At 70.6% G+C, this 20,295-nt stretch carries 23 protein-coding genes; 10 read left to right on the forward strand and 13 right to left on the reverse strand.

Going from position 1 to position 20,295, the window contains the following annotated elements; translation table 11 throughout:
• The first annotated feature begins 13 nt into the window (after positions 1–13).
• From QE454_RS07375 to QE454_RS07390, 4 genes are read left to right on the forward strand one after another with little or no spacing between them, the layout of a single operon-like run.
• The gene (locus tag QE454_RS07375; protein WP_210072587.1) at positions 14–1,372 is read left to right on the forward strand and encodes an NtaA/DmoA family FMN-dependent monooxygenase; all 1,359 of its coding nucleotides are present in this window, start codon (positions 14–16) and stop codon (positions 1,370–1,372) included.
• Between the two features lie 14 nt (positions 1,373–1,386).
• Positions 1,387–2,256, forward strand: a complete 870-nt coding sequence (locus tag QE454_RS07380; protein ID WP_210072586.1) for a DUF1684 domain-containing protein — start codon at positions 1,387–1,389, stop codon at positions 2,254–2,256.
• Entirely contained in the window at positions 2,253–3,377 is a 1,125-nt protein-coding gene (locus tag QE454_RS07385; protein ID WP_307456487.1) for an LLM class flavin-dependent oxidoreductase, read from the forward strand. The genes QE454_RS07380 and QE454_RS07385 overlap by 4 nt, the downstream gene beginning before the upstream one ends.
• A complete protein-coding gene (locus tag QE454_RS07390) occupies positions 3,374–4,855 on the forward strand; it encodes an MFS transporter (RefSeq protein WP_210072585.1) in 1,482 nt (493 codons plus the stop codon). The genes QE454_RS07385 and QE454_RS07390 overlap by 4 nt, the downstream gene beginning before the upstream one ends.
• On the opposite strand, the gene QE454_RS07395 is transcribed toward QE454_RS07390, so the two are convergent.
• Together QE454_RS07395 and QE454_RS07400 are read right to left on the reverse strand one after the other, a co-directional pair.
• Positions 4,821–5,522 carry a hypothetical protein gene (locus QE454_RS07395; RefSeq protein ID WP_210072584.1) on the reverse strand — a complete coding sequence of 234 codons (702 nt, stop codon included), beginning with the start codon at positions 5,520–5,522 and terminating at the stop codon, positions 4,821–4,823. The genes QE454_RS07390 and QE454_RS07395 overlap by 35 nt on opposite strands.
• Positions 5,519–5,683, reverse strand: coding sequence for a CopG family transcriptional regulator (locus tag QE454_RS07400; RefSeq protein WP_307456483.1), 165 nt, complete (start codon positions 5,681–5,683; stop codon positions 5,519–5,521). The genes QE454_RS07395 and QE454_RS07400 overlap by 4 nt, the downstream gene beginning before the upstream one ends.
• 94 nt (positions 5,684–5,777) lie before the next feature.
• On the opposite strand from QE454_RS07400, the gene QE454_RS07405 reads away from it, so the two are divergent.
• From QE454_RS07405 to QE454_RS07425, 5 genes are all read left to right on the forward strand, one after another.
• Entirely contained in the window at positions 5,778–6,290 is a 513-nt protein-coding gene (locus QE454_RS07405; RefSeq protein ID WP_307456481.1) for a GNAT family N-acetyltransferase, read from the forward strand.
• A gap of 66 nt (positions 6,291–6,356) precedes the next feature.
• Positions 6,357–7,082, forward strand: a complete 726-nt coding sequence (locus QE454_RS07410; RefSeq protein ID WP_210072582.1) for a histidine phosphatase family protein — start codon at positions 6,357–6,359, stop codon at positions 7,080–7,082.
• Positions 7,066–7,899, forward strand: coding sequence for an ADP/ATP-dependent (S)-NAD(P)H-hydrate dehydratase (locus QE454_RS07415; RefSeq protein WP_210072581.1), 834 nt, complete (start codon positions 7,066–7,068; stop codon positions 7,897–7,899). The genes QE454_RS07410 and QE454_RS07415 overlap by 17 nt, the downstream gene beginning before the upstream one ends.
• A gap of 51 nt (positions 7,900–7,950) precedes the next feature.
• Positions 7,951–9,276, forward strand: coding sequence for an APC family permease (locus QE454_RS07420; protein ID WP_210072580.1), 1,326 nt, complete (start codon positions 7,951–7,953; stop codon positions 9,274–9,276).
• 92 nt (positions 9,277–9,368) lie between these two features.
• A complete protein-coding gene (locus QE454_RS07425; protein ID WP_210072579.1) occupies positions 9,369–10,658 on the forward strand; it encodes a PP2C family protein-serine/threonine phosphatase in 1,290 nt (429 codons plus the stop codon).
• An 81-nt stretch (positions 10,659–10,739) separates the two neighbouring features.
• Here QE454_RS07425 and QE454_RS07430 read toward each other — a convergent pair whose 3' ends face one another.
• Positions 10,740–11,504, reverse strand: a complete 765-nt coding sequence (locus QE454_RS07430) for an alpha/beta fold hydrolase (protein WP_307456474.1) — start codon at positions 11,502–11,504, stop codon at positions 10,740–10,742.
• A 163-nt stretch (positions 11,505–11,667) separates the two neighbouring features.
• Between QE454_RS07430 and QE454_RS07435 the strand changes: the two genes are divergently transcribed.
• Complete coding sequence (locus QE454_RS07435; protein WP_210072577.1) at positions 11,668–12,078, forward strand: hypothetical protein; 411 nt, start codon at positions 11,668–11,670, stop codon at positions 12,076–12,078.
• Between the two features lie 46 nt (positions 12,079–12,124).
• Here QE454_RS07435 and QE454_RS07440 read toward each other — a convergent pair whose 3' ends face one another.
• From QE454_RS07440 to QE454_RS07485, 10 genes are all read right to left on the reverse strand, one after another.
• Positions 12,125–12,661: a GNAT family N-acetyltransferase gene (locus QE454_RS07440; protein WP_307456471.1), complete on the reverse strand. Its 537-nt coding sequence runs from the start codon at positions 12,659–12,661 to the stop codon at positions 12,125–12,127.
• A gap of 64 nt (positions 12,662–12,725) precedes the next feature.
• The gene (locus QE454_RS07445; protein WP_307456469.1) at positions 12,726–13,706 is read right to left on the reverse strand and encodes an ABC transporter substrate-binding protein; all 981 of its coding nucleotides are present in this window, start codon (positions 13,704–13,706) and stop codon (positions 12,726–12,728) included.
• A gap of 115 nt (positions 13,707–13,821) precedes the next feature.
• A complete protein-coding gene (locus QE454_RS07450; protein ID WP_307456467.1) occupies positions 13,822–14,604 on the reverse strand; it encodes an amino acid ABC transporter ATP-binding protein in 783 nt (260 codons plus the stop codon).
• On the reverse strand, positions 14,601–15,674 hold the full coding sequence (locus tag QE454_RS07455) for an amino acid ABC transporter permease (RefSeq protein WP_307456465.1): 1,074 nt from the start codon (positions 15,672–15,674) through the stop codon (positions 14,601–14,603). The genes QE454_RS07450 and QE454_RS07455 overlap by 4 nt, the downstream gene beginning before the upstream one ends.
• Positions 15,675–16,037: 363 nt before the next feature.
• Positions 16,038–17,381: a M20/M25/M40 family metallo-hydrolase gene (locus QE454_RS07460; protein ID WP_307456462.1), complete on the reverse strand. Its 1,344-nt coding sequence runs from the start codon at positions 17,379–17,381 to the stop codon at positions 16,038–16,040.
• Positions 17,382–17,385: 4 nt separating this feature from the next.
• A complete protein-coding gene (locus tag QE454_RS07465) occupies positions 17,386–17,736 on the reverse strand; it encodes a carboxymuconolactone decarboxylase family protein (RefSeq protein WP_055959812.1) in 351 nt (116 codons plus the stop codon).
• Positions 17,737–17,847: 111 nt separating this feature from the next.
• Positions 17,848–18,132 (reverse strand): WXG100 family type VII secretion target, encoded by a 285-nt coding sequence (locus tag QE454_RS07470; RefSeq protein WP_307456460.1) that lies wholly within the window; start codon positions 18,130–18,132, stop codon positions 17,848–17,850.
• Complete coding sequence (locus QE454_RS07475) at positions 18,129–18,608, reverse strand: hypothetical protein (RefSeq protein ID WP_307456458.1); 480 nt, start codon at positions 18,606–18,608, stop codon at positions 18,129–18,131. Before QE454_RS07475 ends, QE454_RS07470 begins: the two co-directional genes overlap by 4 nt.
• A complete protein-coding gene (locus QE454_RS07480) occupies positions 18,605–19,876 on the reverse strand; it encodes a WXG100 family type VII secretion target (protein ID WP_307456456.1) in 1,272 nt (423 codons plus the stop codon). The genes QE454_RS07475 and QE454_RS07480 overlap by 4 nt, the downstream gene beginning before the upstream one ends.
• The gene (locus QE454_RS07485) at positions 19,873–20,154 is read right to left on the reverse strand and encodes a type VII secretion target (protein WP_307456454.1); all 282 of its coding nucleotides are present in this window, start codon (positions 20,152–20,154) and stop codon (positions 19,873–19,875) included. Before QE454_RS07485 ends, QE454_RS07480 begins: the two co-directional genes overlap by 4 nt.
• Positions 20,155–20,295: the final 141 nt, after the last annotated feature.

Below are 20,295 nucleotides of genomic sequence, written 5' to 3' on the forward strand. Positions count from 1 at the left end.
AGGACGAAACACCATGAGCACGCGCAAGCAGATCATCCTCGCCGCCTACGTGGGCGGCGTGAACGAACACACCGCCTGGGAGCACCCGGATGCCGGGAGCCAGATCGACTTCTCGACCTTCCGCCACGTGGCGCAGACCGCCGAACGCGGGCGCTTCGACTACTTCTTCCTCGCCGAGGGGCTGGCCCTCCGCGCCCGCGACGGCCGTATCTTCGACCACGACATCGCCGGTCGCCCCGACACCCTCCCGGTGCTCGCCGCGATCGCCGCGGTCACCGAGCACCTCGGGCTCGTCGGCACCCTGAACGCGACGTTCAACGAGCCGTACGAGCTGGCGCGGCAGATCGCGAGTCTCGACCACCTCTCGGGCGGTCGCGCGGGCTGGAACGTCGTGACCTCGTTCGACGCGTACACGGGTGCCAATTTCCGTCGGGGCGGCTTCCTTGCCCACGCCGACCGGTACGTGCGCGCCGAGGAGACCGTGGCCACCGTTCGTGAGCTCTGGGACTCGTGGGCCGACGACGCGATCGCCGCCGACAAGGAGTCCGGGGTCTTCCTGCGCGACGGCCGGGCGGGGGAGTTCTCGCACCACGGCAGCCAGTTCGACATCGAGGGCCGGTTCACCGTGCCGCGCAGCCCCCAGGGCCGCCCGGTGATCGTGCAGGCCGGGGTGTCTCCGCAGGGCCGCGACTTCGCGGCATCCACCGCCGACGCGATCTTCTCGCCGTACTCGAGACTCGCCGAGGGTAAGGCGTTCCGCGACGACATCCGCGAGCGCGCGGCGCGGTTCGGTCGCGACCCCGAGCACGTGAAGATCCTGCCGTCCGCGGGGTTCGTCCTGGGCGACAGCCGGGCGGATGCCGAGGAGAAGGCGCGGCACATCCTCGAGCAACAGCTCAGCGACCGCACGATCCAGGTGACGTTCGAGCAGGTGTGGAACCGCGACCTGTCGGCGTACGACCTCGACGGTCCCGTGCCGGACATCGATCCCGACCCCGAGGCGCCGGCCTTCATCCAGGGTCGCGCGTTCATCTTCCAGGACCGTTTCCAGACCGTGCGCACGTGGCGTGAGCTCGCCGAGCAGAAGGGCCTCACGCTCCGCGGCCTCGCGCACGAGGTCGCCCGCGCACCCGGCTACATCGGCACGCCCGAGCAGGTCGCCGACCAGCTCGACACGTTCGTGCAGGAGGGTGGCGCCGACGGCGTGGTGCTCGGCTCGCACGTCGTGCCGTCGGGGCTGGACGAGTTCGTCGACCGCGTCGTCCCGCTGCTGCAGGAACGCGGGTCGCTGCGCACCGAGTACGAGGGCACCACGCTGCGCGAGAACCTCGGACTCCCTCTGCCCGAGGCCGCCCTGGCCGCGGCCCTCTGAGCGACGGGACGATCATGAGCATCACGACGCAGGCCCCGCTGGACCGCGCGCAGTTCGCCCGCGACTGGGAGGACTGGCACCGCACGCACGAAGAGCGCCGTGCCGATCCGCACGGCTTCCTCGCGGTTGCCGCTTTGTACTGGATCGACGAGGAGGCGCAGCCGTACCCGGGCATCCCCGGGCGGTGGCACACCTCCGACGAGGGCCCCGTGGTGGTGCTGGCCGCGGGCGAGTCCCTGCGGATCGGGGATGCCACGGTGACCGGCCGCCACGCGTTCGGGCCGATCGCCGAGCGTGAGGGCGTGACCGTCGGGTTCGACGGGGGTGTGATCGAGGTGGCGCGGCGCGGGGGACGCGACATCCTCCGCCCTCGTCGGCCCGACTTCCCCTTCCTCGGCTCCTACGCCGGCACGCCGACGTATGTGCCGAACCCGCGGTGGCGGGTCGAGGCGCGGTTCGTCCGCTACGCCACTCCGCGGCCGCACGAGGTGGGTGCAGCGGTCGACGGACTCTCGCACGTGTACGAGTCCCCCGGGTACCTCGAGTTCGAGCTGCGGGGCGAGACGTTCCGCCTCGTCGCCTTCCCCGGCCACGCCCCCGGCACGTTGAACGTGCTCTTCACGGATGCCACCAGCGGGCTCACCACCTACGCCGCGAACCGCTCGCTCTCGGTTGGTGAGCCGGATGCCGAGGGCCGGACGGTCGTGGACTTCAACCGTGCCGTCAACCTCCCCTGCGCGTACACCGACTTCGCCACGTGCCCGCTGCCGCCGGCCGAGAACCGTCTGCCGGTCGGCATCGAGGCGGGGGAGAAGACGCCCCTCGCTCGGGCGCACGGCATCGCCACGGCCCAGGGCATCGAGCCGGCGGGAGCCGCGTCGTGAAGTTCCAGCTGCTCGACATCATCCCGTTCTACGCCAACCCCCTCACCGGGGAGCAGGTCAGCCCCGCCGACCGGTTCGCGCAGACGGTCGAGGCGGCGGTGCGCGCCGAGGAGCTCGGGTTCGACGCCGTGGCCGTGGGGGAGCGCCACGCGGGTCGGTTCCTGTCGTCGTCGCCCACCGTCGTGCTCGGTGCGATCGCCGCGCGGACCTCACGGGTGCGGCTGAACTCCGGGGTCACGGTGCTCTCGGTGCTCGACCCCGTGCGGGTCGCCGAGGACTACGCCACGATCGATCAGCTCTCGCGCGGCCGCGTCGAGCTCACGATCGGCAAGGGCAACGAGGTCGCCCAGTTCCCCCTGTTCGGCCTCGAGATCGACGATCAGTGGGAGCTGCTCGCCGAGAAGTACGAGCTCCTGCGAGCCCTGTGGCGCACCGAGGAACTCGACTGGCCGGGCAGCGAGTTCACGCGGCCGCTCCACGCGACGACCACCCTGCCCCGCCCCTTCGACGGCCCGCCGCGGGTGTGGCACGGCTCGGCCACGACCCTGTTCTCGGCGGCGCTCGCCGCGCGGCACGGCGACCCGCTCTTCAGCGCCAATGCGATCCAACCGCTGCAGAACTACGGCGTGCTCGTCGACCACTACCGCGACGAGTACGCCCGCCACGGCCACGATCCGCGGAACGCCTATGTCGGAGCCGGAGCCGGGGCGCTGTTCCTCGCTGACACCAGCCAGCAGGCGATCGAGCAGTACGGCCCGGTGTACGAGGCGATCGTCGCCGCGACCAAAGTCCCCGGCAACAACACGCCGTTCCGCGACATCCACCACGCCGTCGCGGAGGGACCCGCGCTCGTCGGGACGCCGCAGCAGGTGATCGACAAGATCGCGACCTTCCACGGTCGGCTCGGGCACGACCTGCAGTCGATCAGCCTGCCGACGACGGTGCCCTTCGAGACGCAGCTCGAGATCCTCGAGCGCTTCGCGACCGAGGTCATCCCGGTGCTCCGCCGCGAGCTGCCGACGACGCTGTGGACGGATGCCGACCCGGCCGGTTCGTGGTCGGCGGGGTCGCAAGGCGCCCCCGCACGCGAGACGGCCACCCTGGTCGGCGCCGTGTCGTGACGACCGCCCCGGCGGTGACCGCGAGGGATGAGTCCGCCCGGGCGGCGCTGACGTGCTGCCTTCTCGCGGGCTTCGCGACGCTGCTCGATGCGACGGTGATCGCCTACACGGCGCCCACCGTCGCCTCCTCCCTGGATGCCGCCACCTCGGGCGTGCAGTGGTTCCTCGCGGCATACTCGCTGACGTTCGGCCTCGGGTTGGTGCCGGCGGGCCGGCTCGGTGACGCGTTCGGTCGACGCGAGCTGTTCGTAGCCGGAATGCTCGCGTTCGTGGTGGGGGCCGTGGCATCCGCCCTGGCCCCCTCGGTCTGGCTGCTCGTCGCGGGGCGTCTCGCACAAGGCCTGGGCGCGGGGTTCATCAGCGCGCAGGTGCTCGGCATCATCCAGGACACCTCGCACGGGACCGCACGCGTGCGCGCCCTCGGCGCGTACAGCGCGGTCGGTGCGTTCGCGGCGATCGTCGGGCCGCTGTCGGCCGGGGCACTGCTGTGGCTGCTGCCGGCCGAGCTGGGCTGGCGGCTCGTGCTCCTTCTTCCCGTGCCGTTCGCCGCGATCGCCGCCTGGCGCGGCTGGCGTTCGCTTCCTCGTGCTCGCCCGGCGCGACTGACGGCGGGCCTCGACGTGCCGGGGATCGTCCTCCTCGGGGCGATCGTCGTGCTCGTCACGCTGCCGGTGATCGATCCCGGGATGCCGGCATCGTCCACGATCGGCGTCTCGGTCGTGGTGCTGCTGTCGGTAGCGGCCCTGGTCCTGTGGGAGCGCGCGTATGCGCGGCGCGGGCGGCTGCCGCTGTTCGCCCCCGCGCTGCTGCGTTCGGGTGGTTTCGTGGCCGGGAACGTCGTCGCCCTGCTGTGGTTCGGCAGTCTTCTCGCTTTGTCCACCGTGGTCGCCGTCTACTTCCTGCAGGTGCACAGCCTCCCGGCGCTCGTGATCGCGGCCGGGCTCATCCCCGGCTCCCTCGCTCGCCTGCTCACGTCGCGCGCGAGCGCGGCGATCTACGCGCGACTCGGGTCGGCGGCCGTCAACGGTGGTCTCGCCGTCGAGCTGGTCTGCCTCGTGCTGCTCGTCGGCGCGACCCTCGTGTGGGACTCGTGGTCCCTGTTCGCGGCGGTGATCGTCCTCCAAACGGCGATGGGGCTGGCGGGCGGCCTGATCGAACCCGCGCTCCGTGCCATCACCCTCGGGTTCGCGCCGTCCACGCTGCACGGGGTCGCGGCATCCTTCCTCCAGCTCACGCAGCGGCTGTCGGCCACGTTCTTCGTCGCGCTCGCGACGGGGGTGCTGCTGGGTGTGGCTGCGGCTCCATCCACGTCGTCTCTCCGGGTCGCCGTGGGGATATCCGCGGGAGCGGTGCTCGTCGCTCTCGTGGTAGCTCTGAGTCCGGCCCTTCATCGATCCTCCGGCGAGGCGCGTCGCGCCCGGCCGCGTCGTGGTGAACCCCGCGTCAGTCCGCGCGTCGGTAGCCGTACAGGTCGGTGATGAGGCCGTTGATCCAGAGCGTCCCCCCGTCGGGCGTACGGACCAAGAGGGTGCGGTTATAGGCCTCGTCGACGACGGAGGTCTCATGGCCGGCTTCGGCTAGCTGCGCAGCGAGGGTATCCAGGTCGCCCGCGTACTCGAACGAGAGCGTCACGCCCGCGTCCGCCCCGGCGTGGAACGCGGCGAGCCCTCCGGCGTCGGCCTGGAAGTCGACCCAGGTTCCGGAATCGGAGCGGAGCCGTTCCTTCAGGCCGAGTGCGGTGAGGACGCCGGTCGCTTCATCGACGTCGCTCTGCGACCAGATCGGTAGGACGCGCAGATCCCCGTGCGCGCGCTGCATCCCGCGGGAGGCGCTGATGGTGACACCGGTGCTCGCTCGCGCGGTGACGACGGCCCCGACACCCGCGAGCTCGTCGCGTGAGACTGTGGCGCCCGTCGCCCGCAGCGTGCGCTCGACGGCATCGAGATCCTCGACGAGGACGTGGAGGTCGGTTCTGCCCGCGTGCGTCGACGCGCCGTCGACACGGTGGATGGCCAGGATGCCGCCACCGGCGAACTCGGCCCACTCCGGCGTGGGAGTGGAGGCGGGGACGAGTCCGAGATCAACAGCGAGTCGCTGCCACTCGAGGGTGCGGTGTGTGTAGTGGATCGCCTGGACTGTCGTCATCGCTCGCCCTCCGTGCGGCGCAGGTACTCGGTCATGGCCTTCTCGACCAGGGCGGACAGCGAGGTGCCCTCATCGATCGCCCGGTGCTTTATGCGACGCACCAGCTCCGCCGGGAGGTACACGTTGAACTGAGCCTTCGGGGAGCCGCCGCTTTCTTGCATGCTAGCAAATTAGCAATCTCACACCGGAGCGGCAAGTGTTACCGGGAGTTTCCGCGGCCCGGGGCGAGGCGGGACACTGGGCGATACTGACGGCATGACGACGGGGCATCCGACCTGGACCATCGAGCGCGTCGACTGGCGCGACGAGCGCGCCGTCGCGCTGCGCGCGGCCATGGACGACGAGATCGGCCCCCGCTACGCCGAGGTGTTCGCGGCCTTCGACGAAGAGACGCAGGCCGTTCTGGCCGAGGACTTCGCCGTCGATCCGGCGACGATCGTCGACGTCATCCTCGTTGTGGATGCCGTGGGCGAGCCGGTCGGCCACGCGGCGCTTCGTGCCCTCGGCGAGGAACTGGAGGTCAAGCGGGTCTTCGTCGATCGACGCGCCCGCGGACAGGGCGCGAGCCGCGCGCTCATGGCGGAGCTCGAACGTCTCGCCCTCGCGCGCGGCGCGTCGCGGCTCATCCTGCAGACCGGCGACCGCCAGCCCGAGGCCATCGCCCTGTACGAGCGGATCGGCTACCGCGTCATCGACGTGTTCCCGCCGTACGTGCGCTTCCCCGCGTCGCGGTGCTTCGCGAAGCCGCTGCCCGGGGTCTCCGTCTAAGCAGCAGCGGCATCCGCCCTGTCAACGCCCGTGCGCGGTCCCGAGCCGCCGACGTACGGTCACGCCATGGCAGTCACCCGGCTCTGGCTCGTCCGTCACGGTGAAAGCGAGGGGAACGTCGCCGCCTCGCGAGCGGAGCGCGAGGGTTCCCCGACGATCGACCTCGATACGCGCGACGCCGACGTCCCCCTGTCGCCGACGGGGGAGGAGCAGGCCCGCGCGCTCCGCTCCTGGTGGGAGCAGGAGGGATCGTCGATCGACGAGTACTGGGTCTCGCCCTACCTGCGCGCGCGGCAGACGCTCGCCCTCGCGGTCGACGAGGCGGCACTCACCGGCCGGACACGCGTCGACGAGAGGCTCCGCGACCGCGAGCTCGGCATCCTGGATCTCTTGACGGCGCGCGGCGTGCGCGAGTTCCATCCCGAGGAGGCCGCGCGGCGGCGCCACCTCGGTAAGTTCTACCACCGGCCGCCCGGCGGGGAATCGTGGGCCGACGTCGCCCTGCGCCTGCGGTCGTTCCTCGGCGAGAATCTGGATCGGCCGGCCGACACGGTGCTGCTCGTCGCGCACGACGCCGTGGTCATGCTGATCCTCGCCATCCTGCTCCCCCTCGACGAGGCCGAGCTGCTCGCCTTCGCGGCCGAGAACACCGTGCGCAACGCCTCGGTGACCGAGCTCGTGCGCGGTGACACCGGGTGGGAGCTGACGACGTTCTCGTCGGTCGAGCACCTGGCCGTCGAGGGCGCCGACATCACCGTCCACTCGGGAGAAGACGATGTCGCCCCGCGTTGAGGACGTCACGCTGTCGCTGCTGCGCGAGTGGGGACTGCCCGACCCGGGCGGCTCGAAGAAGTCGCGCGGACAGGTGATCGTCGTGGGCGGTTCCCCCCGCTCCCCGGGTGGGGTCCTGTTGTCCGCCGAGGCTGCCCTGCGGGTGGGAGCAGGTCGGGTCGGTTTCGCGGTGCCCGCCGCGATCGCCCCGCCGCTGGGACCGGCGATGCCCGAGGCCGGCGTCTACGTCCTCCCGGCGGGATCGCAGCCCCTCGACGACGACCTGCTCTCTGCCGTCGCGTCGGCTGACGCGGTGCTGCTCGGACCCGGCTTCGACGATCCGGATGCCACGCGCGCGGCGCTGCTCGCCGTCGCCGACGCGGAGGTCGACAGGCTGGTCCTGGATGCCTTCGCGCTCGGCATCCTTCCCGATGTCGACCGCGGCCTGCTCCCCGACGACCTGCTCATCAACGCCAATGAGGAGGAGGCGGCCCTGCTGCTCGGCCGCGACCTCGGGGAGGACCGCGTCGCCGACGTGCGCGAAATCGCGCAGCGGTTCTCGGCGGTGGTGCACTGCTTCGGCGCGGTCGCCGCCCCCGACGGACGCGCGTGGCGGGCCGAGCCCGGGGGCTCGGGGCTGGGGACCGCGGGCAGCGGCGACGTCCTGTCGGGCGCTATCACGGGCTTCGCCGCGCTCGGCCTCGAGGCGGAGCGCGCGGCGGTCTGGGGCGGATGGACGCATGCGCGGGCGGGCGACAGGCTCACCGAACGCCTCGGGATCGGCTTCCTCGCGCGCGACCTCCTCCCCGAGCTCACGGCCGTCGTCCACGACAGCTGAGCGTGTCAACGGTCTTCGGCGAGCGGGTCAGGACGACATACCGTGCGCCGAATGACGACTGACACCCCCGCGCCCTCGACCCTCCGGCGCGGCATCGGCGGACCCCTCCTGTTCGCCTTCATCCTCGGCGACGTCCTCGGTGCGGGCATCTACGCGCTCATGGGCGTACTGGCGGAGCGGGTCGGCGGAATGCTCTGGGCGCCCCTGCTCGCCGCGCTGGTGCTCGCGCTGCTCACGGCCGGCTCGTACGCCGAACTGGTGACGAAGTATCCGCGCGCCGGCGGCGCCGCCGTCTTCGCCGAACGCGCCTTCACGAACAAGCTCGTGTCCTTCCTCGTCGGCTTCAGCATGCTGGCCGCGGGCGTCACGAGCGCCGCGGGACTGTCGATCGCTTTCGCCGGGGAGTACCTCTCGACCTTCGTCGATCTGCCCGTCATCCCGGTGGCCATCGTTTTCCTCGGCGTCGTCGCAGCGCTGAACGCCCGCGGCATCCGGGAGTCCCTGGGGGCGAACGTCGTCATGACGGCGATCGAGGTGAGCGGTCTCGTCATCGTCGTGGTGGTCGTCGGTGTGCTCCTGGCGGAGGGCGGGGGCGACGTCTCGCGCGTCACCCAGGTTCCGGAGGGCACCGGCGTCGCGACCGCCGTCCTCGCCGGAGCGATCATCGCGTACTACTCCTTCGTCGGCTTCGAGACGTCGGCGAACATGATCGAGGAGGTGAAGGACCCGTCGAGGATGTACCCGCGGGCGCTGTTCGCCGCCCTCGCCGTGGCGGGGCTCGTGTACGTGCTCGTCGGTCTCGCGAGCAGCATCGCGCTTCCGCCCGATGAGCTGTCGGCGTCGAGCGGGCCGTTGCTCTCGGTGGTCGAGGCGAGCGGGGTCGCGATCCCCTCGTGGCTGTTCAGCCTCATCGCGCTCATCGCCGTCGCCAACGGCGCCCTGCTGACGATGATCATGGCGAGCCGCCTCACGTACGGGATGGCCGAGCAGGGGCTTCTGCCCCGCGCCCTCGCCCGTGTGTTGCCGCGGCGGCGCACGCCCTGGGTCGCGATCCTGGCCACCTCGCTGGTGGCGATGCTGCTGACCCTCGTCGGTGACCTCAGCCTGCTGGCCGAGACGGTGGTGCTCCTGCTGCTGTTCGTCTTCCTCAGCGCGAACGTCTCGGTCCTCGTCCTTCGCCGCGACCGCGTCGATCACCCGCACTTCCGAGTGTGGACGTTCGTCCCCGTGCTCGGGATCGCGTCGTGCGTGCTGCTGCTGAGCCAGCAGAGTCTGACGGTGTGGATCTTCGGGGTCATCCTCCTCGCCGTCGGGGTCGTGCTGTTCTTCCTGGCGCGATGGGGACGGGCGCGCGCGGAGCGCGCCCCCGCCGGATGATCAGACGCTTCCGGATTGCGTTTCCGGTGCAGGCCCGTCGTGATTGCCGACGGGAAGGGCCGTTCTCTCGTGGCGCTGGTTGTATGGAAAGGGTGACTCAGCAGTTCTCCGCCACGCGCTCCCGGCGGTTCGATCGGGAGGCCGGGGTCCTGTCGGTCGTCGGCGGGGCGGGGGAGCCCTTCGCCAAGCAAGCGGTCGTCGCGATCCTCATCGTGGGAGCCGCGATCGCCAGTGCCGCATCGCCGTGGTTGGTGGTCTCCGACGCCGTCCGCATGTGGGAGGGCGCGGGGACCGCCCTGGTCCTGCTGGCGCTCGCGGCTGTGATGGGGCGGTCGGCGCGCCTGCGCCGAGCCGAGATCGTCCTGCCGCTCGGGGACTTCTTGGCCATCGGGCTGCTGCGCTACGGGACCGGCGATACCCAGTCGGTGTTCCTCGCCATCATCGTGCTCCCGGTCATCTGGATCGCGGCGGGACCGGGGCGGTGGCGGATCCTCGTCCCGCTCCTCGGCGTGTGTGGGACCCTCCTCCTCCCGCTCGTGCTGTCGCCCGATCGCGGCCTGAGCGCGAGCGAGTCCGTGCGCCTCGTCATCGCCGTGCTCGTCTACGCGGCGGTCGGCGTCGTCGTGAACGAACTGTCACGCCGTTCGCTGCAGAAGCTCTCGACCGCGCAGTATCGGCGGCGGATCGCGGAAGCGGAGCTGTCGGCGGCGGCGACCGTGCAGCGTTCCCTGCAGCCGGCCGACGGATCCGAGCTGCCGGGGGTGTTCCGCGTCGCCGGGGCATGCGTGCCCGCACGGTCGGTGGGCGGCGACTTCTTCGACTGGTACGTCACGCCGGACGGCGGCGCCGCGATCACCCTGGGCGACGTCATGGGCAAGGGAGTCGGTGCGGGGATGATCGCCGCTGCGGTGCGCACGGTGATCCGCAGCAGCCTCGACGACGCCGACCCCGCGGTGGCCCTCCGCCGCACGGCGACGGGGTTGAGTGCCGAGTCGGCCGACGTGCAGTTCACCACGTGCTTCCACGCCCGCATCACCCCGGACGGCGCCTTGCGCTGGGCCGACGCGGGGCACAGTCTGACAGTTCTGCGCCGCGCGGCCGGCGGCGCCGAGTTCCTCCGGTCCGGTCACCTGCCGATCGGGATCGGCGTGAACTGGACGAGCGTCGAGACGCCGCTCGCGCCCGGCGACACCATCGTCAGCGTGAGTGACGGCGTGCTCGACCTCTTCGGGGGATCGTTCGAGTCGATCGACCGATACGCCGACTTCCTCGCGGAGCGCGACGACATCGACACCCTCGTCGACGATCTGGTCGCCCGCGCCGCATCGGGCGAGCAGGAGGACGATGTGACGGTGCTCGCCGTCACCTGGCAGCCGCGCTGACCCCATCCCGGTGGTCGGCGGGCCCGCGGGCTCTCCCCGGCGCGCCGGTGCCGCGTGCGTGAGCGGACGCGGATGCCGCGTTCAGGCCGCCGTGCTGCTCATACGCCGCGTGAGGAACGCGCGCACCTCACCCGCCACCTGCGAAGCGGCGGTGTCTTGCACGAGGTGCCGGTGACCGGGGACGACGGCGAGGGAGCCGTCGGCGGCTCTCCCGCTCAGCTGCTGCGCCCACCCCTGCCGCGCGATCGGGTCCTCGCCACCCCGGATGACGAGCAGCGGCGCCGCGAGGAGGGCGACACGGTCCTCGATGGGATACGTCAGCATGGGGCGGGTCTGCCGCGCGTACCAGACGGGCCCGCACCGCGCGTAGTCGGTGAGCACGATGGCGTTGGATCGGGGTGGTTCGAGGGCCGAGTCGCGAGCCAGCAGGAGCGCCTGGACGATCCCGTTGCGCCGTCGGCCGTCGGTGACCGGTCCGATCGTCACGACGGCCTCCGCGAGATCGGGCCGCTGCACACCGAGCTCCACGACCCACTGCGCGCCCATCGAGTGTCCGATCAGCACCGCGCGTCGCACACCGAGCTCGTCGAGCACGCTCCCGAGGGCCCTCGCCATCTCGTTCACTCCGACGGACCGGCGCGGTTTCGGCAGGCCGCCGAAGCCGGGCAGGTCGACCGAATGCACCTCGGCATCCCGTGCCAGCTCGGCGTGCAGCCGGGTGAGGTAGCGGTGCGACATGCCGATGCCGTGCACCAGCACACAGACGCGGGCTCCGGGCCGGCGGGTCGAGAAGGAGCGGAAAGCGAGGTCCCGCACGGTGTGGTCGCGGGCCGGGTGTGAGGTCACGAGTGACAACGTAGGCGCCTCTCCTCCCGTTCGGATGAGGGTTGCGGCCCGCGCGTTCCGGATCTGCCGGTCGTTCTCTTCGCGGCGGCTCCCCAGCCGCCGGGTGCACGATGGCCCTATCGCCGCCCTCACGCCCCTGTCCGCCGAGTAACGGAGTCCGAGGATGAAACGACGCTCCACCGCCGCCCTGCCCCTCATCGTCGCCGCCGTGGTCGCCCTCGCGGGGTGCGGGTCTCCCGGCGTGGCCCTCGAGCGGTACTCGGGCGTCCCGTCGTGGTTCAAGCCGACGTCGCCGTTGGATGAGGGTCCCGCCGCGATGCTCGATGGCGACGGCAACCTCACCCTCGTCACGTACGGAAGCTCGAGCTGTCCGGCCACCGTCACCGGCATCGAGGCGCAGGATGCCGATACCGTCGCGCTCTCGCTCGATGCGGGCTCAGCGGGGGTCTGCACGGCGGACATGGCGCCGACGACCCACGTCATCCGCGTGCCCGACGCGGCATCGGCGCGGCCGCTGACCGTTCACGTCACCTACACGGGTACGCCCTGGGAGTACACGATCAGCACCGAGTGAGCGTCGAGGCCTCGGTGTCCTCCCCACGCGCCTCAGCGGCGCCGGGTCAGAGGTCGTACCCGAACGCCCGCAGATCCAGGAACCGCCCGGGCTCGACCTCGACCGGCTGCTCGCGCTCCGTGAGGCGCCGGAACCCGAGCTTGAGATACAGCGCGTGAGCGCCGAGCATCTCCGGGCCGCTGTTCATCACGACGCGCTCCACGCCGCGCTCGCGGGCCAGGTCGAGCACGTGACGGGTCAGGGCCTCGCCGACTCCGCGCCCGCGTGCCACGGGCGCCACGGCCAGCTGCCGGAAGTCCAGCTCCCCTTCCCGGGCCAGGGGCGACAGGCGCTCGCCGGGCCGGGGGACCCAGACCGTGCCGACGATCTCGTCGCCGTCGAGGGCCACCCATACCTCGCCCTGCGCGACCCGGCCCGCGACGTCGGCCAGCGACGCGAAGTAGCTCTCGGTCAGCCCCTCGTAGCTGTGGCGGTAGGCCTCGGCCGTGATCCTGCCCGCCTCGGCGTGCTCATGCGGCTCGACGAGACGGATCGTCAGGCCCCCAGACCGTGGGTCGTGCGGGGCGGGGAGCGAGGTGGTCATGGCATCCATTCGATCAGAAACAGCGCGCGGCCCGGCCCCGTGAAGGACCGGGCCGCGCGGGCGGTCAGGACTTCGGCAGTCCCGGCGGGTTGATCTGCGAGGTCTCGATCCCCTCGGATTCGAGGTTCCAGACCTTCAGCACCTCGGCGTACGTGCCGTTCTCGATCAGCGCGTTCAGCGCGATCTGCACGGGCTCGATGAGGCCGTTGCCCTTCTTCGTGCCGGCCGCGATGTCGGCCTGCAGCGGCCAGCCGCCCGGGATGATGCCGACGAGCTTCGTCTCGCCGGTCTCCTTCGCCGCCCACGCGGAGGTCGCGTTGGGGCCGAAGGTGGCGTCGGCGCGGCCTGACTGCAGCGCGAGGGTCGCGGCGGCGTTGTCGTCGTAGTACTGCAGCTCGGCGGGGGCCTTGCCCGCGGCAGTGAGCTCGTCGTTCCAGCTCAGCAGCACCTTCTCCTGGTTCGTGCCCGAGCCGACGATGACCTTGAGACCCGAGATGTCGTCGGCCGTCTCGATGCTCGAGATCGGGCTGTCGGCGCGGACGGAGAAGCCCAGCAGGTCCTGCCGGTAGCTCGCGAAGTCATACAGCTCCTTGCGCTCTTCGGTGACGGTGACGTTGGAGGTGATGAGGTCGTACTTTCCCGACTGGATGCCGAGGGGCCAGTCCGCCCACGCCACCACGACCGGGTTGTACTCCAGGCCCAGGCTCTCGGCGATGAGCGAGCCGATGTTCGGCTCGGTGCCGGCGGGCAGCGTCTCACCGTCGGGGACGTAGCTCAGCGGCGGCACGAACGCACCGACCGCCACCGTGAGCTTGCCCGGTTCGATGGGCTGGAAGCCGCTCGCCTTCAGTGCCGCGACGGCGTCGGGAACGGCGTCGGTGTGCACCCACTCGATCTCGCCGGTGGAGGCGGATGCCGAGGGCTCGGGCGCGGCGACCGCTTCGGCCGGACGGCTGAGGCCGATCGCGGTGCCGACGCCGACGACGGCGACGACCGCCGCGGCGATCACGCCGATCGCGATGCCCTGTTTCTTGCTGAGTGCCATGGTGTGTCTCCTGTGGTGGTGCGGAAGGGATGCCGCGGCGGTGAGGTCGCGCCGCGGCTTTCGGGTACGGGTGGGAACGGGCCCGCGAGTGTGGCGGGTCGCGGGAGGGGCGGGGTCAGCCGAGGACCTTGGCGAGGAACTCCCGCGTGCGCGGATGCCGCGGGCGGCTCAGGACCTCATCGGGAGTCCCCTGCTCGACGACCAGGCCCTGGTCGAGGAAGACCACCCGGTCGGCGACCTCGCGGGCGAAGCCGATCTCGTGCGTGACGATGATGAGCGTCGTGCCGAGGTTCGCGAGATCCCGGATGACGTCGAGCACCTCGCCCACGAGCTCGGGGTCGAGCGCGCTTGTCGGCTCGTCGAAGAGCAGCACCTGGGGCTTCAGCGCGAGCGCGCGGGCGATCGCGACCCGCTGCTGCTGGCCGCCCGAGAGCTGGCGGGGGTAGGCGTCGGCCTTGTCCGCGAGTCCGACCCGGTCGAGCAGGCCGAGTGCGAGCTCGCGGGCGTCCTCCCTGCCGAGGCGCTTGAGCGCGAGCGGCGCCTCGGTGATGTTCTCCAGCGCCGTGAGATGCGGGAACAGGTTGAACTGCTGGAACACGATGCCCACGCGCGTCCGCCGCTGCAGGATCTCGCGCTCGCGCAGCTCGTGAAGCTTGCCGTGGCGCAGCTCGTAGCCGATGAACTCGCCGTCGACCGTGACCGATCCGGCATCCACGCGCTCGAGGTGGTTGATGGTGCGCAGCAGCGTCGACTTGCCCGACCCGCTGGGTCCGAGCAGGGCCACGACCTCGCCGGGCTGCACGGTCAGGTCGATGCCCTTCAGCACCTCCACGCCGTGGAAGGCCTTGTGGACGTTGTGTACTTCGACGAGTCCGCGGGATTCGGTGACCGTGCTCATGCCCCGGGCCCCTTCTCGACGGCCGGGGCCCCGGCATCTGTCGCCTCCGCGCCGAGCGATCCGGCGCGTGCCGGGCCCCTGGCATCCGTCCCTCCCGGGGGTGCGTCGCCCAGCCGCGCCCACTGCGCGCTCACCCATCGCCGCGCGCGCTGCGCCGGCGTCGGGGGCAGGGCCCGCGCCGAGCCGCGGGCGTAATACCGCTCGATGTAGTACTGCGCGACGCTGAGGATCGTCGTGATGAGGGTGTACCAGACGACCGCGACGAGCAGCAGTGGGATGACGCGGCTGTTGCGGTTGTAGATGACTTGAACGGCGTAGAACAGCTCTGGGATCGCAATGACGAAGACCACGGACGCTCCCTTGACCAGACCGATGACCTCGTTGGTGGCGTTCGGGACGATCGAGCGCATGGCCTGCGGCAGGATGATGCGGAACAGGCGACGGGATGCCGGGATGCCGAGGGCGGCCGCCGCCTCATGCTGGCCGGGGTCGACCGAGACGAGCCCTCCGCGGATGATCTCTGCCGAGTACGCCGCCTGGTGCAGGCCCAGGCCGAGGATCGCCGCGGCGAACGCGCTGACCAGCTGCACGGTGGGGAACTCCACGATCCAGAAGTCGGTCGTGAACGGCGTGCCCAGTCCCAGCGTCGGGTAGAGGTAGCCGAGGTTGTACCAGACGATGATCTGCACGACGAGCGGCACCGAGCGGAAGAACCAGATGTAGCCCCACGCCGCCGAGCTCACCAGCGGCGACGGCGACAGGCGGCCGAGGGCGAGCAGCGTGCCGAGAGCGAAGCCGACGACGGCCGAGATGGCGGTGAGGCCGAGGGTGTAGCCGATGCCGATGAGCACCGGCTCGGAGAAGAAGTACTGCGCGAACGTGCCCCACATGTACCGGTCGTTGGTGACGAGGCTCCACGCGAACTGCGCGACGACGAACAGCAGCAGCGCGCTGAGGATCCATCGCCACCAGTGGCGGGTGGGGACGACGGTGACGGTGCCCAGGTCGACCCTGCCGTCGGGCGGTGTCGTCGTCGGGCGGGCGGTGGGTGCCGGCGCGGTGGTGGTCATGGCGTGCTCCTCGGATTCCCCGCCGGAGCGGGGGCCCCGGGGGTGACCGACACGCTAGATCGCCCTCGGGAGGTCCTGCGAGGCGTCGTTTCACACGTCGAAACGACAGGTCACCGGCCGAAACACGACGCCACGCGGGGCCATACGAGAAAGGCCCGCGCGTCGGTGGGTTACGGCTGAGGGGTGCGACTCGGCGCGTAGCCGAAGTGCTGTCGGTAGGCGAGCGCGTGCCAAACTCCGGAGAAAGTCGAGTACGCCCGACCCTGGGGCCGAAACAACGCGCCAGCCGCGTGCGCCACCGGCGATTTGTCAGGAGTTCGGCCCGCGCGCTGTCGGGCCCGTCGTGGGAGTGCCGCCTCGCCCTCAGGCGTCGCGGAGGATCCGCGCCGTCACACGCGTCCCGAAATACACCGCGTCCACGGGGACGCGCTCGTCGGCGGCATGGAACTGCCCGTACACGTCGAAGTCGGCGGGCACCCGCAGCGGGACGAACCCGTACCCACGGATGCCTAGTCGGGCCAGGTGCTTGTTGTCGGTACTTGCCGGCAGAAGATAGGGCACGACCGTTCCGCCCGCGTCCTCCGCCGTCACGGCATCCTGAAGCACGTCGAGCAGCGGCGCGTCGACGGGCGACTCGATGGCCGGGATGTCTCGCGCCCACGCGACCTCGATGTCGTCGCCGACGACATCCGCGAGCTGCGCTCTGACCGCTTCGGCCTGCCCGGGGACCACGCGGACGTCGAGCGTCGCGCTCGCCGCGGCCGGGATGACGTTGATCTTGCCCCCGGCGGCGAGCACGGTGGGCGACGCTGTGTTGCGCGTGCCCGCGTCGATGACGGATGCCGCGAACCCGAGGCGCGAGAGATCGTCGGTGTCGAGCGGCTTACCGCTCGCCTGCCCGTACACCTCGAGGAAGCGTTCGAGCGTGGCCGTGCGCACGGCGGGGAAGCGGTGCACACCGACCGCCGCGACGGCCTGGGCGAGACGGACTACGGCGTTGTCGCTCGTCGGCCTCGATCCGTGGGCGGCGGATCCGCGGGCGGTGAGTGTCGCGACGGTCACGCCCTTCTCTGCCGTCGCCACGAGGTAGGCGCGGCGATCGCCGGGGAGGGGCAGCGAGAAGCCGCCGACTTCGCTGAGCGCTTCGGTGGCGCCGGCGAACACCTCGGGTCGATTCTGCACGATCCACCGGGCGCCCCACACGCCGCCGGCCTCCTCGTCGGCGAAGAACGCGAAGATGAGGTCGCGTCGCGGCACGATGCCGTCGCGACGGAAGGCCCGGGCGATCGCGAGCAGCATCCCCGCGAAGTCCTTCATGTCGACCGCGCCGCGGCCGTACAGGATGCCGTCGTGGATCTCGGCCCCGAACGGCGGATGCGTCCAGTTCTCCACGTCGACCGGCACGACGTCGAGGTGGGCATGCGCGACGAGGGCGCCGGCATCCGGATCCGAACCCGGCAACCGGGCGAGGACACTCGCCCGACCCGGCCGGGGTTCGACGAGGACCGTCTCGTAGCCGACCTCGTCGAGATGCTTCTTCACGTAGAGCGCGGCGCGCGTCTCGCCGTCGCCGATCGTGGCCGCGTCGCCCGTGTTGACGCTGTCGATGCGGATGAGCGCGCGGATGTGCTCGAGTGCTTCGGTCTCGAGCGGGCCGGGCTGCGGTGTTCCGGTCTCGGCAGCCTGGGTCGACGGCGCGTCCGTCACGGGGTCAGTGCTGGTGGGGGCGGGCGTCGTCGGCGAGCTTGAACGCCAGGCGTCCGTGCGCGTAGCCACCGCCCGCGCGGATGGCGGTCGCGACCCACGCGGCCTCGGCGAGCTCCGCCTCGGTGGCGCCGGCTTTGACGGCGTTCTGCGAGTGACCGTCGATGCAGTAGACGCACTGGGTCGTGATGCCGACGGCCAGGGCGATGAGCTCGCGGTACTTCAGCGGGATGGCGCGCCCTTCGGGGGCGAACACGGCCTGATCGAACGCGGCGAACGCGGCCAGGATGTCGGGTGTCTCGGCCTTGTAGACCTTGGTGTACGTCTTGTCGGCGGTGCGATCGAAGTACTCGGACATGGGGCCTCCCGGCGGCGTGAGCGGTGCGGATACGTCGCATCCACGGTGCCACGCGGGGCCGCCCCTACCGGCGGTCGTGCGTCATACGGTGACACACCGTCGCGATCCGGTTCAGGTCCAGAGGCGAGTGGCCAAGGACTCGGTGGTCTCGAAGGCCGATCTCGCGGCGTCCAGTCCGGATATGGCGTCGGCCAGGCTCGCGTTCATCCGCGCGAGCGATTCCGACCACTGTCGCTGGGCTGAGTCGTAGGCGCTACGTGCGGCCCCCGTCCATTCGGCGCGCCCCGCGGTGACGGCGGCGTCGAGGTCGTCGAGGTGGCCCTCGATGGCCACGGTGGCGTCGCGGAGTGTGTCGACCAGCTGCGCGTGGCGGTCGCCGTCGAAGCGGATGGTCATGTCTGGGTCTTCGGCCAGGTCAAGTCGTACCAGCGCAACTCGTACCCGGCTGGGATCTCGCCGGTCTCGTAGTAATGGAAGAAGATGTCGGTCGCTTCGTCGAGTGCGAACACCTCGTCGGGATAAACGGTCGCCGTGTACTTTCCGTCGAAGTAGGGAATCTCAGCGGTTGGTTCCCCGGAGTGGTCACCGCCTCGACCGACGATGTAGTGCCGGTCTTGGCCGTCGTCGTCGTATTTGTGCCATTCGATCGTCATGGCGTCGGAGGTTCCGGCGCATTGGAGGTAGACGGGGCTGCCACCTCGGTACACGTATTCGACAAAGTTCGCCTCGTCAGGCATGGGGCCGAGAATGAATGTCGATCTCTTATCAGGCTGCAGGAGGCTGAGGAGATGAGCGATCTGCTCCCGCGGTCCGCGAAAATCGGAGCCGAACTCCATGGAACTTCCGTCCATGGTGTAGTAGTGGCGTTTCATTTCGGGACCACCTTCAAAATAACGTTGGTAATTTGAATGACTTCTCCATTCAGAGTGGCCGTCGCCGGGTTTGTCGGACTGATGGCCTGGTCGAAGCCGAGTTGATTTCCTTCATTCCTGAGGTACTTTTCGATGGCTGTGCCACTCTTCACTTCCACCGCAGAATACGTGCCATCCGGGCGCCGGATGAACCCATCGAAGTAGCGGTGTTGAGTCGAACCTCCCAGCGACGCTCGTACGGTGTTCCGAAGAACGCTCCGTCCTTCTTCAGCTTCGATCTCGTCTAACCCCTGCTTCTCCTTGTCGGTCCACGGCTTCGAATCCTGCCCGCGAGCAAAATGTCCGCTCTCATCTCGCGAGTCACCCCGGTCCACGCCATGGTTCTTCTCCATCAGCATGACACCGGCGCTACCCGTGGCTTCGCCCGCCAGCTTCGAGGCCCCGGCGGCAGCCAACGCGCCCCCGGCGCCGGCGACTGCGAAACCACCGGCGACGGCAGCCCCTCCCGGAACGCTTCCCACTCCGGTCGCGGCCAGGCCGCCGCCGCCGAGGACCGTCGCGCCCCCACCGATCATCATCGCTGCGCCGCCGAGGAGCGCGAGGAGCGCGTCCGGGTTGCGCAGGATCGCATTGCCGACCGAGGCGGTGCCATTCACGAGAGTGGCCAGAGTGTCCCACTGCATCTGACCTTGAACGACGAGCGTTGCCAGGAGAAGCGTGCCCGCGCTCTCCCACGTGAGCGGTTCGGGCGGTGTGATGGCGGTCACGGCGTCGGCGGCTGTATCGCCAGCGAGGCGGACCTCGGAGCGTGCGTACGCGAGGAGGCTCTGGGCATCAGCTCGCGTTGCGGCACCAGCGTCGCTGTACAGCGGAAGGATTCCTGTCGCGCCAGCCTCGCGTTCGGCCTGCCGGTAGCTCTCGATACCCGCCGCGGTCTGTGCTTTTGCGGTTTCCCACATTGCGATGGCGTCGCCGGCCTTCTGCTGGGCCCACCCCAGAACGATGGCGTACCGGTCCAGTGCCTCAGCAGCCGTCTGCAGCGAGTCCGCGAGTTGGTCCCACTGCGTGCTGACGTCGGCAAGCCGGGCGGCGAACCCCTCCGCGGCGACGCCTTCCCAGCCTTCCGGCGCGGTGAGTCCCCGAAGCTGGGCGGCGATGTCACCCGCCGCGCGGGCACGCTCGCGCCACTGCGACACGAATTCGTCGATGCCGCCCACGGAACCGGGGACGAGCTCGACGGGGTCTGATGTGTACCCGAGCTCCGTCATCCGTCGACCGCCTCACCCGGCACGACGAGATCCTGGTCCGTCCGTTCGTAGAGGTCGGCGCTCTGCCTCAGCCGCTCGGAGAGGTTTGTCAGATCTTCGGTCGCGTCTCTCCACGAGCCGGCCATGTCGATGGCGAGACGCGATGTGGCCTGAGCCAGGTCAGCGTGACCGAGCTCAGCCGGACACGTCTCCACGAACGCGCCCGCGGAGTCACGGACGCGATCGAGATGCGCGGCAGTAGCGCGCAACGCCTCGGGATCGACGGAAAATCTCGACACGAGAGCCCCCTCTCGCCGACGAAGATAGTGCCTTCGCGCGGCTGGGAGTGAGGACTCTTCGACTTTTCCCAGCGGTGTTCACCCGGGTGAAGTCGGCTGCTCGGGATGAGGATCCGGGGCGTCGTCGCCGGACGCCGCCAT

This window comes from Microbacterium sp. SORGH_AS_0454, from assembly GCF_031453395.1.
Taxonomy (GTDB): Bacteria; Actinomycetota; Actinomycetes; order Actinomycetales; family Microbacteriaceae; genus Microbacterium.

Bases quoted from the DNA above. Each gene is read 5' to 3' on its own strand.
- QE454_RS07375 (WP_210072587.1), top strand. From the start codon at position 14: ATGAGCACGCGCAAGCAGATCATCCTCGCCGCCTACGTGGGCGGCGTG.
- QE454_RS07380 (WP_210072586.1), top strand. From the start codon at position 1,387: ATGAGCATCACGACGCAGGCCCCGCTGGACCGCGCGCAGTTCGCCCGC.
- QE454_RS07395 (WP_210072584.1), bottom strand. From the start codon at position 5,522: ATGACGACAGTCCAGGCGATCCACTACACACACCGCACCCTCGAGTGG.
- QE454_RS07400 (WP_307456483.1), bottom strand. From the start codon at position 5,683: ATGCAAGAAAGCGGCGGCTCCCCGAAGGCTCAGTTCAACGTGTACCTC.
- QE454_RS07405 (WP_307456481.1), top strand. From the start codon at position 5,778: ATGACGACGGGGCATCCGACCTGGACCATCGAGCGCGTCGACTGGCGC.
- QE454_RS07410 (WP_210072582.1), top strand. From the start codon at position 6,357: ATGGCAGTCACCCGGCTCTGGCTCGTCCGTCACGGTGAAAGCGAGGGG.
- QE454_RS07415 (WP_210072581.1), top strand. From the start codon at position 7,066: ATGTCGCCCCGCGTTGAGGACGTCACGCTGTCGCTGCTGCGCGAGTGG.
- QE454_RS07420 (WP_210072580.1), top strand. From the start codon at position 7,951: ATGACGACTGACACCCCCGCGCCCTCGACCCTCCGGCGCGGCATCGGC.
- QE454_RS07435 (WP_210072577.1), top strand. From the start codon at position 11,668: ATGAAACGACGCTCCACCGCCGCCCTGCCCCTCATCGTCGCCGCCGTG.
- QE454_RS07440 (WP_307456471.1), bottom strand. From the start codon at position 12,661: ATGACCACCTCGCTCCCCGCCCCGCACGACCCACGGTCTGGGGGCCTG.
- QE454_RS07445 (WP_307456469.1), bottom strand. From the start codon at position 13,706: ATGGCACTCAGCAAGAAACAGGGCATCGCGATCGGCGTGATCGCCGCG.
- QE454_RS07450 (WP_307456467.1), bottom strand. From the start codon at position 14,604: ATGAGCACGGTCACCGAATCCCGCGGACTCGTCGAAGTACACAACGTC.
- QE454_RS07455 (WP_307456465.1), bottom strand. From the start codon at position 15,674: ATGACCACCACCGCGCCGGCACCCACCGCCCGCCCGACGACGACACCG.
- QE454_RS07465 (WP_055959812.1), bottom strand. From the start codon at position 17,736: ATGTCCGAGTACTTCGATCGCACCGCCGACAAGACGTACACCAAGGTC.
- QE454_RS07470 (WP_307456460.1), bottom strand. From the start codon at position 18,132: ATGACCATCCGCTTCGACGGCGACCGCCACGCGCAGCTGGTCGACACA.
- QE454_RS07475 (WP_307456458.1), bottom strand. From the start codon at position 18,608: ATGAAACGCCACTACTACACCATGGACGGAAGTTCCATGGAGTTCGGC.
- QE454_RS07480 (WP_307456456.1), bottom strand. From the start codon at position 19,876: ATGACGGAGCTCGGGTACACATCAGACCCCGTCGAGCTCGTCCCCGGT.